This is a genomic window from Thermosulfurimonas sp. F29 (genome assembly GCF_019688735.1).
Classification (GTDB): domain Bacteria; phylum Desulfobacterota; class Thermodesulfobacteria; order Thermodesulfobacteriales; family Thermodesulfobacteriaceae; genus Thermosulfurimonas_A.
On record NZ_JAIFYA010000003.1, the window covers coordinates 113,198 to 125,904 of the forward strand.

Below are 12,707 nucleotides of genomic sequence, written 5' to 3' on the forward strand. Positions count from 1 at the left end.
TCCCTCCTCCTAAACGGTTACGGAAATTAGGGTCTCCTCCCCGTGACGCACGAAGGAAAGGTCCACCCCCAGGACCTCTCCCACGAGTTCCCCGGAGAGAGCCTCCCGGCGGTAAACCCCCACCAGATCTCCTCCTTGGAGGAGGACGAAACGATCGAAGTACTTCAGCGCCAGGGCGAGATCGTGAAGCACGGCCAGGCAGGCCCCCTTTTTCCTCCGCACATAATCCCGAACATGACGGATCAGAAGGTGCTGGTGTCTCAGGTCCACGGCGTTCAGGGGTTCGTCCAGAAGAAGGATCGGGGAGGCACGGTTGAGGGTTCTGGCCAGGAGCACCCTCTGGCGCTCTCCACCGGAAAGTTCCCCGAAAAGACGCCGACGCAGGGGCTCGAGATCGAAGAGACGGAGGATCTCCTCCGTGGCCAGATAATCCTCGGGGGTGTAGTCCCGTCCGGAAAGAAGGGGGTAGCGTCCGGTGAGCACCACATAGAAGACCTCAAAGGGCAGGCCCAGGCGTCCTCCCTGCGGGAGGTAGGCCAGAAGCCGCGAGCGCTCTCCTTCGGGGTACAGGGAAAACGGACGCCGGGCCAGAAGATAGGTGCCCCGGAAGGGTCGCAGACCGGCCAGCGCGGAAAGTAGGGTGGACTTCCCGCTTCCGTTCGGCCCCACCACCGCCACCATCTCTCCCTCCGGGATCGAAAGTTCCGGGACATGGAGGCGAAAGGTTCCCCGCGACACCTCGAAGTTGCGCAGCTCAATCCATCTCATAGAGGTCCCTCTTGCGCCGGGCCAGGAGATAGAGAAAGAAGAGGCCCCCCAGGGCGGAGGTCAGCACTCCCACCGGAAGCTCCTGCCCCTGAGGAAGAAGGGTGCGTGCCAGGAGATCGGCCGTCATCATGAATGAGGCCCCGAAGAGGAAGGTCAGGGGCACCAGGGCCGAGGCCCGCAGGAATCCCGCCAGTCGGAGAAGGTGAGGCACGATCAGCCCCACGAACCCGATAATTCCCGAAAAGGCCACGCTTGCGGCGGTAAGAAGGGCTCCCAGGAAGAGGAGTTCCCTGCGCAGGCGGTAGAGCGGGACCCCGCTAGAAAGAGCGGTCTCCTCGTCGAAGGCGGTGAGGTCCAGGGCCGGGGCCCGAGCCATCCCGTAAGCAAGGGCCAGCCCCCCGGTCAGGGCGAGCAGCCCGGCGCGAAAGTAATCGGCGTTCTGAAAACCTCCCATGAGCCAGAAAACCACCGAGGCCACGGATTCGTCGGCCAGGAACTTGAGCAGACTTATAGCCGCGGAGGCGAAGGTGTTCACCACTATCCCGGCCAGCAGCATGGTTACCGGAAGAAGCCGGCCCCTGAGGGAGGCGATGCGGAGGACGGCAAGGAGTCCCAGGAGGGCTCCGGCCACGGAAGCCGGAAGAAGGGCCTTCTCCCCCGCGGCCAGAAGGGCCAGGACCGCCCCCAGGGCCGCCGAGGCGGAGGCCCCGGTGGTAAAGGAATCGGCCAGGGGATTCTGCATGACATACTGGAAGTAGAGCCCGGAGAGGGCGAGCGCCCCTCCGGAAAAAGAAGCCAGTAACACCCTGGGCAACCGCACCTCCAGAAGAATCCTTCGGCCCAGCTCGTCCGGATGAAAAAGGTCCACGGAAACCGCCCCTCGGCTAAGCGAAAGAACAAACACCCCCACCCACAGCAACCCCAGAACCCCTGTGGCTGAGAAGAACCGGCGGTTGTCCAGATCGCGGCCCGGAGATAAACTGGAGCCCATGAAAGTATCCGTCCTGTGGGTGGTGGAATCCAGTATAAAGAGATTTTTTCCTCCCTCAAAGGGTAGCTTTCGGGTGCTTGAAGAGGAGGAATTTCGACAACGCCTTGCGGCTCTCGATCCCGCGGGGGATGGCCTCCTTCTCGTGGGCACGGCCGGATCGGAGTCCTTCCGGCGCAGGATCAGGGAAGGGGTGAGGCCCCACGGCAGGACCGTAATCCTGTGGGAGGAGGCCTCCCCGGATCTCCGGCGGGAGGCCCTGACTCTCCTGGAAAAGGACCCCGCCCCCGGGGAAATAGAGTCCCTGAGCATGGCCACGATCTCCTCTCTGATCCGGCTCTCCTCTTTTCCCGAGGAAGCCCATCCCCTGATTCTCCGCCTGATTCACGCCTCCGGGGATCCGGATCTGGCGGAGACCCTGGTGCTCCATCCCCGAGCCGTGGGGGTAGCCACCTCCCTTCTGCGGGAGGGGAAATCCGTAGTGGTGGATGTGGAGATGGTGGCCTCGGGGGTGAATAGGCGAAGACTTGAGGAACTGGGAGGGAGACTCTTCTGTGCCGTGGCGGAGGGAGACCATCCACCGCCTGGGCACACCCGCACCGCTTACGGAATGGAAAAGCTCCTGCGCGAGCATCCCGAAATAGGAGTGGTGGCGGTGGGGAACGCCCCCACCGCCCTTCTTGCGGCCCTGCGGGTTCTCGAGGAAAATCCCCGTCCGGTGATGGTGATCGGGTTCCCGGTGGGGTTCGTGCGGGCGGCGGAGGCCAAGCTAGTCCTGACCCGATCTTCCCTTCCGCACCTCACCAATTACGGCTCCCGCGGGGGCTCGGCCCTTGCCGCCGCGGCCGTGAACGCTCTCCTGCGCATGGCCCATGGGGCGGCGTAAACTCCGCACCGGATACACCACCGGGGCCTGCGCCGCCGCGGCAGCCAAGGCCGCGGTACTGGCCCTCGCGGGAACTTTCCCCGAAAAAGTGGAAATCCCCTTTCCGGACGGCAAACGACGGACCCTTCCGGTGCATCGGATATGGCGGAGGGACGAGACCGCCGGCGCCTCGGTCATCAAGGACGCCGGAGACGACCCCGATGTAACCAACGGGGTGGAGGTGGTGGTCACGGTGGAAAGGCAATCCCGAAAGCACGGGCGCATATTGCTCCGGGGAGGCGAAGGAGTGGGCCGGGTGACCAAACCAGGGCTCCCGGTGCCGGTGGGAGAGCCGGCCATAAACCCCGTACCCCGGCGGATGATCCGGGAAGCTATTCAGGAGGCCCTTTCGGGAAAACCCTGGTCCCTCATCGTGACCGTATCCATTCCGGGAGGGGAGAGGATCGCGGAAAAGACCCTCAATCCCAGGCTGGGCATCGTGGGGGGGCTTTCCATCCTGGGCACCACCGGAATCGTGAAACCCCTTTCCTCCGAGGCCTGGCTGGCCACCATCGAATCCTCCCTTTCGGTGGCCCGGGCCGCGGGTCACCGCCGGGTGGTACTCTCCTTCGGAAGGGCCTCCGAGGTGGCCCACATGAAGCATTACGGTCTTCCGGAAGAACTCTACATTCTGATGGGAGACTTCGTAGAGTTCGCCCTGCGCCGGGTGCGGGACTTCGGTTTCCGGGAGGTGTGGCTCTGCGGACAGTGGGCCAAGCTCCTCAAGTGCGCCAGCGTGGCGGACTCCCCGCCGCGGGTGCGTGAGCCCTACGGATTCACCACCCATGTACGCCACGGAGTACTGCGCGGACCGGAAACGGTGGCCCTGCTGAAGCAATGGGGATTTCGGGGGCTTTTTCCCCGGAGGGAAAGGTTCAACACCGCCCGGGAGGTATTTCTGAGCCTGGAGACACGCCCCATCCGGGCAAGAGAAGCCGTGTTCCGGGAGGTCCTTCGCCGGGTGCGCCGTCTGGCTCTCCACTTCGCGGGGAACCTGAAGGTGCGGGTAACCCTGGTAAATTACCGGCGGGAGGTGATCTTTGAGCTTTAAAGTGCACCTGATCGGAGTTTCCGGAGGGCGCCCCGGACCGGAGGCCGAAGACATCCTGGCCAGGGTGCAGATCGTGGTGATCTCGCGTTCCCTTATCGAGGAGGGAACGCGGATTCCGGCCTCCGGGGCCCGGGTGCATACCTACGGCCGCCTGGAGGAGGCCCTTGCGATACTCGACGAGGCCCGCCGGAGAGGGGAGGAGGTGGCCTTCGTCGCCACCGGGGACCCTCTGCTTTTCGGGATCGGGGGCCTCCTCAGGCGCAGATTCGGTCCGGAGGTGCTGGAGATCCACCCGGCTCCGAGCACCGCCCAGCTGGCCTTCGCCCGACTCAGGCTCCCCTGGGAGGAGTTCTTCTTCGTGAGTCTTCACGGTGGCCCCAGAAACTTTGCCCTGGAGGACCTTCCCGGACTTCTGCGCCTCTACGGGCGAGTCTGCGTATTCACCGACCCCGGATGCGGTCCCCGGGAAATCGGCGCCTACCTGGCCCCCCGCGTCCCCGAGGAGGACCTGCGTCTCGTGGTGGCCGAAAGAATGGGGCTTACGGGAGAGAGGATCTGGGAGGGTCCGGCCTCCCGGGCCCTCGGAGAACGGTTCGCCACCCCCAACCTGGTCCTCCTTTTCTACGACGGTCCGGGGCGGCGGCACGGCTTCGGGCTCGAAAACGAGGAAATAGCCCATCCCCGGGGACTCATCACCAAGAACGAGGTTCGAGCGGTGGTGCTCCACCGGTTGAATCTTCCGGAAAGGGGAATCTTCTGGGATGTGGGGGCCGGGGCCGGAGGGGTGAGCGTGGAGGCGGCCCGCCTGAGACCGCTCCTTCGGGTCTTCGCCGTGGAACGATCGCCGGAACGCCTGAGTTTTCTTGAAGAGAACCGTCGCCGCTTCGGACTCCTGAACCTCGAGGTGGTGGCCGGAGAGGCTCCGGAGGCCCTGGAGGGACTACCGTCTCCGGATCGGGTCTTCGTGGGAGGGTCGGGGGGAAGACTCCGGGAAATACTGATCCACCTGGCCGAAAGGGGCTGCCGGGAGGTGGTGTTAACCCTGGTTTCCATGCAACATCTCGCCGAGGCCCTGTCCCTCCTTCGAAAGGAGGGCTTTGCGGTGGAGGTAACTCAGGTGGCCATTTTTCGGGGACGGGATCTTTCCGGTCACACCCTTCTTTCTCCTGAGAATCCGGTCTTTGTGTTACGGGCGCAAAGGGGGTAAAATGCCCGGCATGATCTACCTTATCGGAGCCGGGCCGGGGGATCCGGAGCTCATCACCGTTAGGGGCTTAAGGATCCTGCGCCGGGCCGATCTGGTGGTCTACGCCGGGAGTCTCATTCATCCGGCCCTTCTCAGGGAGACCCGTCCCGGGGCCCGGATCTACAATTCCCACGGAAAGACCCTGGAGGAAATCGTGGAGGTTATGGCCGGGACGGCGGAAAAGGGAGGAGTGGTGGCCCGACTGCACAGCGGGGACACCGCCTTTTACAGCGCCATAAACGAAGAGATTGCCGCCCTGCGGCGTCGCGGACTCTCCTGCGAGGTGATCCCCGGGGTGAGCTCCGCCTCCCTGGGTGCGGCGCGCATGAGGCTGGAGCTGACCCGCCCCGAACGGGTTCAAACGGTGGTCTTCACCCGGCTGGGAGGCCGCACCCCCGGTCCCTCCCCCGAGGATCTGCTCCGGTTTGCCGGCCGGGATGTGACCCTGGTCCTTTTCCTGAGCGTTCATCGGGCCGAGACCATCCAGAAGACCCTTCTCGAACGCCTTCCCCCGGAAACACCGGTGGCGGTGGCGGAAAAACTGGGTTTCCCGGAAGAGCGGATTCTTCACGGCCGTCTCGACGAGCTTGCCCGTATGGTAAGGGAAGCGGGGATCCGGCGCACCGCCCTCATCTATGTGGGAGAGGCGCTGGAGGTAACCCGGAATCCACAGAAAGAGCGCTCCCGACTCTATGCCCGAACTCGGTAAGGTCGTCTTCCTTCCGGTGACGGCAAGGGCCGGGGAGGTGGCCCGCCGGCTCTCCGACCACTTTCCCGGTTCGGTGATCAGGCCTCTTTCCCGGGAGAACCTCTCCGCGGAGTGGCAGCGGGGAACGGGGCTGGTGATCGTGGGGGCCTGCGGGGTGGCGGTGCGCATGATCGCTCCCCTGATACGGGACAAAAAGGAAGACCCGGCGGTGGTAGTGGTGGACGAGACCGGCCGCCGGGTGATCAGTCTCCTTTCCGGACACCTGGGTGGAGCCAACGCCCTGGCCCGGGAGCTGGCGGCCCTTCTCGGAACCGAACCGGTGATCACCACCGCCACGGATCTGGCCGGTCTCGTCGCCCCGGATCTCTGGGCCGAGGAGGTGGGAGCCCTTCTCCTTCCGGAGGAAAGGATCCCTTCCTTCACCTCCGGTTACCTGCGTCGGGGCACTCTCCGGGTCCTGCGCGAATACCCCCTGCCCCTTCCTCCCGGGTGGCGGGAGGTGTCCGGGGAGGACGAGGCGGATTTGGTGATCTCCTATCGCCGGCGGGATCTCCCGGAGGGAAAACTTCAGGCCGTGCCCCGGGTCCTCTTCGTGGGTCTGGGTTTTCACCGCAACACCTCCGAGAACCGCCTGGAGGAGGCCCTCTTAAGGGTCCTCGCCTGCCACGGTCTCCGGGAAGAGGCCCTGGCGGGCCTGGCCACCCTGGAAACCAGGGCCGGGGAGCCGGGACTCCGGAGCTGGGCTGCCCGAAAGGGCCTGCGCGTTTTTTCCTTTCCGCCGGAGGTCCTGTCCCGGTGTACCAGGGAAAGAGGGCTTTCCGTTTCCGAGGCGGCCCGTCGGGCCACCGGGGCCCTGGCCGTGGCTGAACCGGCGGCGCTTCTGGCCGCCGGCCCGGGCTCGCGACTTATCGTGCCCAAAGAGAGGGTCTCCGGGATAACCGTTGCGGTGGCCGAGGCCCGGAGGCCAAAAGGACGGCTTTACCTGGTGGGGATCGGCACCGGAGCTCCGGAGGAGATGACCCCTGCCGCCCGGCGGGCCCTGCGCGAGGCCACCCATGTGGTGGGATACACCAGGTACCTGGATCTCGTCCGTCCCCTGCTCGGGGGAAAGGAGGTTTTCGCCACCGGGATGACCCGCGAGGTGGAAAGGGCGGAAAAGGCCCTGGAGCTGGCCCGGGCCGGTCACCGGGTGGCCCTGGTGAGCGGGGGAGACCCGGGCATTTACGGCCTGGCCGGACTGGTGTTTGAACTCATGCAGACCAGAGGGCTCGGGGCGGAACTGGAGGTTGAGGTGATTCCGGGGCTTACGGCCCTCAACGCCTGCGCGGCGCGCCTGGGGGCACCGCTCATGCACGATTTTGCCGTAATAAGTCTTTCCGATCGCCTTACCCCCTGGGAGGTCATCGAACGGCGACTCCGGGCCGCCGCCCGGGCCGACTTCGTAATCGTGATCTACAACCCCCGAAGCCGGGGACGCCCGGACCACCTGGAAAGGGCCCGAAAAATTCTTCTGGAATACCGTTCTCCGGAAACCCCGGTGGGGATCGTACGGGCCGCTGGACGAACCGGAGAGAGGGTCCTCCTTTCCACCCTGGGGGAGTTTCCGGTGGAGGAAGTGGACATGCAAAGCACGGTCTTCGTCGGCAACTCCGAGAGTTTTCGGTTCGGCCCCTGGCTGGTTACTCCCCGGGGCTACCGGGGCCGACGATTCTGAAACGCCTTTACCCGGAATCGAATTCGGGGTAACTTTTGAAACATGTTCAACGCCTTTCGCTATTTTGAGGAGTTCAGGGAAAGCCTGGGGGAGGAGGTCGCCCTCAAGCTGGCCCGGGCCCTGGCCGAAATCTACGAAAACCTCTCCCGGAGCGTCACCAAGGAGGAGTTCAACGAACTCAGGGAGATCGTCCGGGAACAGGGAGAAAACCTGAAGGTTCTCACCCAGAGGGTGGATCAACTCACCGAGGATGTACGCCAGCTCACCCAGAGGGTAGACCAGCTCACCCAGCGCGTGGATCAGCTCACCCAGAGGGTGGATCAACTCACCGAGGATGTACGCCAGCTCACCCAGAGGGTAGACCAGCTCACCCAGCGCGTGGATCAGCTCACCCAGAGGGTAGACCAGCTCACTCAGAGGGTAGACCAGCTCACCGAGGATGTCCGGAGGCTCACCGGGGAGATGGGGAAGATGAAGACCGATCTCTCCGACCTCCGCAAACAGGTGGGAGGGCTTTCCCACACCGTAGGCTACACCCTGGAGAACGAGGCCTATCGGTATCTCCCCGGCCTTCTCGAGAGGGATTACGGAGTCCGGGTGGAGGGGGATTTACTTCGCACCTTCGTGGAGGACGAGAGGGGGCGTCCGGTGGAGGTCAACATCTTCGGACGGGCCCGAAGAGATGGCCACACCCTGATCATTCTGGGGGAGGCCAAGGCGCAGCTTTCGCGAAACGATGTGGATCGTTTCCTGCGCCGGAAGGTGAAGCCCCTGGAGGGGATCTTTCCGGAGAAGTTTCTGGTGCTGGTCACGCACATGATCACGCACCCCTCGGTGGAGGAATACGCCCGGTCGCGAGGCATCGCCCTCTACTACTCCTACCAGTTCCGGTAAAGAAGGGGGCGGCGTTTTGGCCGCCCCCCCCTTTATCCTAATATCCCTCGCCGTAAGCCAGCTCCTCCCGGGTAATGCGGAAGGAGAAGGTCCGATAGGTCCAGAGGGTGTAGACCAACACGATGGGGACAAAAACGAGGGCCACCACGGTCATGATCTTAAGCGTAAGGGGGCTTGACGAGCTGTTGTATATGGTGAGGGACCACTCCGGATTGAGACGCGAGGGGAAGAGGTTGGGGAAGAGCCCGGCCATCCCCCAGGCCGTAACTCCCAGAATGGCGGCCCCGGAGGAAAGAAAGGCCGCCAGAGTGCGTCCCGCGTTCAGGAAGTAGGGCACGAGTAGCAACCCAATCACCGCCACCAGGGGAAAGACGAACAGAAGCGGGGCCTTGAGATAGTTCCCCCACAGGGGGGTAAGCTTGAGGGAGAAAAGGAGCACCGCCACCGCGGTCACGGCCTCGAACACCCACAGGACCTTGGCATCCCGGATGAGCCTCTGGCGAAGCTCGCCGTTCACCCGGAAGGCCAGCCAGGTGGCTCCGTGCACGGCAAAGGCCAGGACGAAGAGAAGCCCCACCAGAAGGGCGTAGGGGTGAAGCAACGAGAAGAAGCTTCCCCGGAAGATCCCCTGAGCGTCAATGGGAAGTCCCAGGAAGATGTTTCCGAAGGCCACGCCCAGGATGAGGGTGGCCACCAGGGAGGAGATCCAGAAGAGGAAGTCCCAGAAACGACGCCAGCCCGCACCTTCCACCTTGCCCCGGAACTCGATGGCCACCCCCCTTACGATGAGGGCGAAAAGCAGCAGGAAAAGGGCGGTGTAAAGGCCGCTGAACATCACGGCGTAGGTCTTGGGGAAGGCCGCAAAGGTGGCCCCTCCGGCGGTGATCAACCACACCTCGTTTCCGTCCCAGAAGGGACCGATGGCCTGATATACGGCCCGCCTCTCCTCTTCGCTTTTAGCTACACAGGGCAACAGAATCCCGGCTCCCAGGTCAAAACCGTCCAGCACAAAGTAACCGGCCCAGAGCACGCCCCACAGGACGAACCATATAATCTGAAAGACATTGTGTTCCATGACCTATCCCTCCTTTCCTTAAAATTTTTAGGCACTTGCGGGCTCAGGCCCCTTGCGGGCGTAGTGAGCCAGCAACCAGAAGTCGATCACCCCCAGGACCGTGTAAAAGACCACGAAGGCCAGGAGGGTCACGGTGACCTGAGCCGGGGAAATGGGAGAGACCGCGTCGGCGGTCTTCATGAGTCCGTAAACGATCCAGGGCTGGCGACCCACCTCGGCCACCATCCATCCGGCCTCGATGGCAATGTAGGGGAGCGGAATGGTCCACACCAGGGCCCTCAGCAGCCCGGGGGAAGCCTCGGGACGCTCGCGGTTCTTAAAGGCCCACAGGGACATAAGCACGAACCAGATTCCCAGGAGGACCATGATCCGGAAGCTCCAGAAGGTAAAACTCACCGGAGGCCTCTCCTCCGGGGGAAAATCCTTCAGCCCCTTGACTTCGGCGGAGGGGGAATGAAAGGCCAGCAGGCTCAGAAGTTTGGGGATCTTTATCTCCACCACATTGCGTTCGCCCGCGGGATCGGGGATGGCAAAAAGGGTCCAGGGCGCACCGCTCTGGGTCTCCCAGAGGGCCTCCATGGCCGCAAGCTTGGTGGGCTGGGTGTGAGCCACCTCGGTGCCGTGGAGATGCCCTTCAACGAAGACGAAGAGACTGAAAATGAGGGTCCAGACCGCGGCCACCCGAAAGCTCTTTCTGAAAAAGACCGCCTCCTTTCCCCTCCGAAGGTGCCAGGCGGAAACACCCAGCACGAAAAATCCGGAAAGGATGTAGGCCGCGGGAACGGTGTGCAGAAACTCCAGCCAGGCGAACTTGTTGAAGACCACCTCGGCGAAGCTCTTGAGCTCGGCCCGACCGTTGCGCAGCACATAACCCACGGGGTGCTGCATCCAGCCGTTGGCAATCAGGATCCACAGGGCCGAGATGTTCGAGGCGATGGCCGTAAGCCAGATGGCCAGACAGTGCACCTTGGGGGAGAGGCGATTCCACCCGAAGGCCCAGACGGCGATAAAGGTGGACTCCAGAAAGAAGGCCAGGGTGGCCTCGATGGCCAGAAGCGAACCGAAAATGTCTCCCACATACTCGGAATAGTAACGCCAGTTGGTCCCAAACTGAAACTCCAGGGTGATTCCCGTTACCACCCCCAGGGCAAAGTTGATGAGAAAGAGCCTCCCCCAGAACTTGGCCGCCCGCTTGTAGTCCTCGTCCCCGGTCTTTACATAAATAGTCTCGTAGATGGCCGTAAGGAGAGAAAGCCCCAAGGTCAAAGGTACGAAGAGAAAGTGGAAGAAAGCCGCCACGGCAAACTGTAATCTTGAAGCCCACACAACATCCATCGCTACCCCTCCTTTCAATTAATTTAAAATTAGACCCTGCTTTAGATTAAAATGAGAAAGGAAAACCACCCATTTTTCTCACCGCATAGGTATCACCCCCCTTTAATCCGCTTTATACGACTTGCGGGAACGCCTGTCAAGTAGACAGGCCTCTTTCCGCACCAGATCGGCAAAGGTGGTGTTTCCGAGTTTGTCGCGAATGAGATCCAGGAGTTCCTTCCAGGTGTGATGGACTGGGCACAGAGGCTGACGCCGGCAATTTTCGGGATCCAGGATGCAGGGGCTCAAAAATAGCTCCCCGCTCATGGCTTCCATAACCTGCAGAAGGGTCAATTCCTCCGGGGGGATGCGCAGGCGGTACCCTCCCTTTCTTCCCCGGATGATCTCGATGATGCCGGCCCGGGCCAGGTCCTGGGCGATCTTGGCCAGAAAGGGTTCGGGTATGTTCATGGATCGGGCGATCCGCCAGCGCGGGATCACCTTTTTGGGCTGGCGGGCCAGGTAAAGCACACACCGAATACCGTAGTCCTCCGCCTGCGTGATCTTCATGACCGTCCCCGAAACTTTTTTGGACAATGTTAGTCTAAAAAAATATTTTTGTCAAGGATTCACAGGGCGTGTTCGGATATAAAACGGCGAACGGCCTCCACCTCGGCCGGAAGGATCACCACCCGTCGGGGTCTTGATTCCAGGTCCCGCAGGGGCTCGGGGACCGGCGGGGGGAATCCCAGCGCCCGGGATACCGCCTCGGGGAACTTGGCCGGATGCGCCGTGGCCAGACATATCGTCGGGAGGTCGCTCGGGAATTCCCGGGCCGCCCGCACCCCCACCGCGGTGTGAGGATCCAGAATGTACCCGGTCTCCTGATAAAACTCCCGGATGGTCCGGAGGGTCTCCTCCTGGGAGACGGAGGCCGACAAAAAGTCCCGCCTCACCCGGGCCAGATCCTCTTCGGAGAAGGAGAGACGCTTCTCCTCGGCGAAACGCTCCATGGCCTCCCTCACCCGCCCCGCATCCTCACCCCAGAGATAGTAGAGGTAACGCTCGAAATTGGAGGCCACCTGAATGTCCATGGAGGGACTGATGGTGGGGACCACCTGCCGCACCGAGTAGTCTCCCCGGGTGACGAAGCGGGTCAGGATGTCGTTTTCGTTGGTGGCCAGGATCAGACGCTCAACCCGGTCTCCCAGCATCCGCCGGGCCAGATAACCGGCAAAGATGTCTCCGAAGTTCCCGGTGGGCACCGAGAAACGGACCCTCTCCGCTCCCTCGGCTTCCGAAACTCGGAAGTAGGCCCAGAGGTAATAGACGATCTGGGCAAGCACCCGGGCCCAGTTAATGGAGTTCACCGCCCCCAAACGATAGCGGCGTTTGAACTCCAGGTCCGCAAAGAGTCGTTTCACTATGGCCTGACAATCGTCGAAGGTGCCCTCTATGGCCAGATTGAAGACATTGGGGTCGGTGACGGTGGTCATCTGGAGGGCCTGCACCGGAGAGACGCGCCCGTGAGGATGGAGAATAAAAATGGTCAGGTTCCTGCGCCCGCGCACGCCGTAAATGGCCGCCGAACCGGTATCCCCGGAAGTGGCTCCCAGAATGTTCATCCTCTCTCCGCGCTCGGAAAGGAGGTACTCGAAAAGATTCCCTAGGAACTGGAGGGCTATATCCTTAAAGGCCAGGGTGGGCCCGTGAAAGAGCTCCAGGATCCAGAAGGCCCCCTTCCTGACCACCGGCGTAATGTCCGGATGGGTGAAGGTTCCGTAGGACCTGGCCACGAGGATCTTAAGATCCTCCTCCGGGATGTCGTCCACGAAAAGACGGAAGACCCTAAAGGCCAGATCCTGATAGGGCAAATGGCGCAGGGACTCTACCTCGGAGTCGGAAAGACGGGGCACCCTTTCGGGAACGATAAGCCCCCCGTCTTCGGCAAGCCCCGAAAGAACCGCCTCTTTAAAGGAAAGGGGAGGGATTCCTCCCCGCGTGCTTAAATATTTCATCATAT

The 12,707-nt window shown here is 62.6% G+C and carries 12 protein-coding genes; 6 read left to right on the forward strand and 6 right to left on the reverse strand.

Translation table 11 applies throughout. The features are described 5' to 3' along the window. Positions 1 to 9: 9 nt before the first annotated feature. Both K3767_RS08905 and K3767_RS08910 read right to left on the reverse strand, forming a co-directional pair. On the reverse strand, positions 10 to 768 hold the full coding sequence (locus tag K3767_RS08905) for an ABC transporter ATP-binding protein (RefSeq protein WP_221173237.1): 759 nt from the start codon (positions 766 to 768) through the stop codon (positions 10 to 12). Further along, positions 755 to 1,759, reverse strand: coding sequence for an iron ABC transporter permease (locus K3767_RS08910; RefSeq protein ID WP_221173238.1), 1,005 nt, complete (start codon positions 1,757 to 1,759; stop codon positions 755 to 757). The genes K3767_RS08905 and K3767_RS08910 overlap by 14 nt, the downstream gene beginning before the upstream one ends. Here K3767_RS08910 and K3767_RS08915 point away from each other — a divergent pair. The 6 genes from K3767_RS08915 to K3767_RS08940 are packed head-to-tail and all read left to right on the forward strand — an operon-like array spanning position 1,758 to position 8,295. Next, positions 1,758 to 2,642 carry a precorrin-8X methylmutase gene (locus tag K3767_RS08915; protein ID WP_221173239.1) on the forward strand — a complete coding sequence of 295 codons (885 nt, stop codon included), beginning with the start codon at positions 1,758 to 1,760 and terminating at the stop codon, positions 2,640 to 2,642. The genes K3767_RS08910 and K3767_RS08915 overlap by 2 nt on opposite strands. Further along, positions 2,629 to 3,732, forward strand: coding sequence for a cobalt-precorrin-5B (C(1))-methyltransferase CbiD (gene cbiD / locus K3767_RS08920; protein ID WP_221173240.1), 1,104 nt, complete (start codon positions 2,629 to 2,631; stop codon positions 3,730 to 3,732). Before K3767_RS08915 ends, cbiD begins: the two co-directional genes overlap by 14 nt. Beyond that, positions 3,722 to 4,939, forward strand: coding sequence for a precorrin-6y C5,15-methyltransferase (decarboxylating) subunit CbiE (gene cbiE, locus K3767_RS08925; protein WP_221173241.1), 1,218 nt, complete (start codon positions 3,722 to 3,724; stop codon positions 4,937 to 4,939). Before cbiD ends, cbiE begins: the two co-directional genes overlap by 11 nt. A 10-nt stretch (positions 4,940 to 4,949) precedes the next feature. Beyond that, on the forward strand, positions 4,950 to 5,687 hold the full coding sequence (gene cobM, locus K3767_RS08930; protein ID WP_221173242.1) for a precorrin-4 C(11)-methyltransferase: 738 nt from the start codon (positions 4,950 to 4,952) through the stop codon (positions 5,685 to 5,687). Beyond that, positions 5,671 to 7,401: a precorrin-3B C(17)-methyltransferase gene (cobJ, locus tag K3767_RS08935; RefSeq protein WP_221173243.1), complete on the forward strand. Its 1,731-nt coding sequence runs from the start codon at positions 5,671 to 5,673 to the stop codon at positions 7,399 to 7,401. Before cobM ends, cobJ begins: the two co-directional genes overlap by 17 nt. A gap of 42 nt (positions 7,402 to 7,443) precedes the next feature. Continuing rightward, a complete protein-coding gene (locus K3767_RS08940) occupies positions 7,444 to 8,295 on the forward strand; it encodes a DUF2730 family protein (RefSeq protein WP_221173244.1) in 852 nt (283 codons plus the stop codon). A 37-nt stretch (positions 8,296 to 8,332) separates the two neighbouring features. Here the strand turns inward: K3767_RS08940 and cydB are convergent, their stop codons facing one another. The 4 genes from cydB to thrC form a co-directional block, all read right to left on the reverse strand. Then, complete coding sequence (gene cydB, locus K3767_RS08945) at positions 8,333 to 9,370, reverse strand: cytochrome d ubiquinol oxidase subunit II (protein WP_221173245.1); 1,038 nt, start codon at positions 9,368 to 9,370, stop codon at positions 8,333 to 8,335. A gap of 27 nt (positions 9,371 to 9,397) precedes the next feature. Next, a complete protein-coding gene (locus K3767_RS08950; protein WP_221173246.1) occupies positions 9,398 to 10,705 on the reverse strand; it encodes a cytochrome ubiquinol oxidase subunit I in 1,308 nt (435 codons plus the stop codon). A gap of 102 nt (positions 10,706 to 10,807) precedes the next feature. Continuing rightward, on the reverse strand, positions 10,808 to 11,254 hold the full coding sequence (locus tag K3767_RS08955) for an Rrf2 family transcriptional regulator (RefSeq protein WP_221173247.1): 447 nt from the start codon (positions 11,252 to 11,254) through the stop codon (positions 10,808 to 10,810). A 59-nt stretch (positions 11,255 to 11,313) separates the two neighbouring features. After that, positions 11,314 to 12,702 carry a threonine synthase gene (gene thrC, locus K3767_RS08960; RefSeq protein ID WP_221173623.1) on the reverse strand — a complete coding sequence of 463 codons (1,389 nt, stop codon included), beginning with the start codon at positions 12,700 to 12,702 and terminating at the stop codon, positions 11,314 to 11,316. Positions 12,703 to 12,707: the final 5 nt, after the last annotated feature.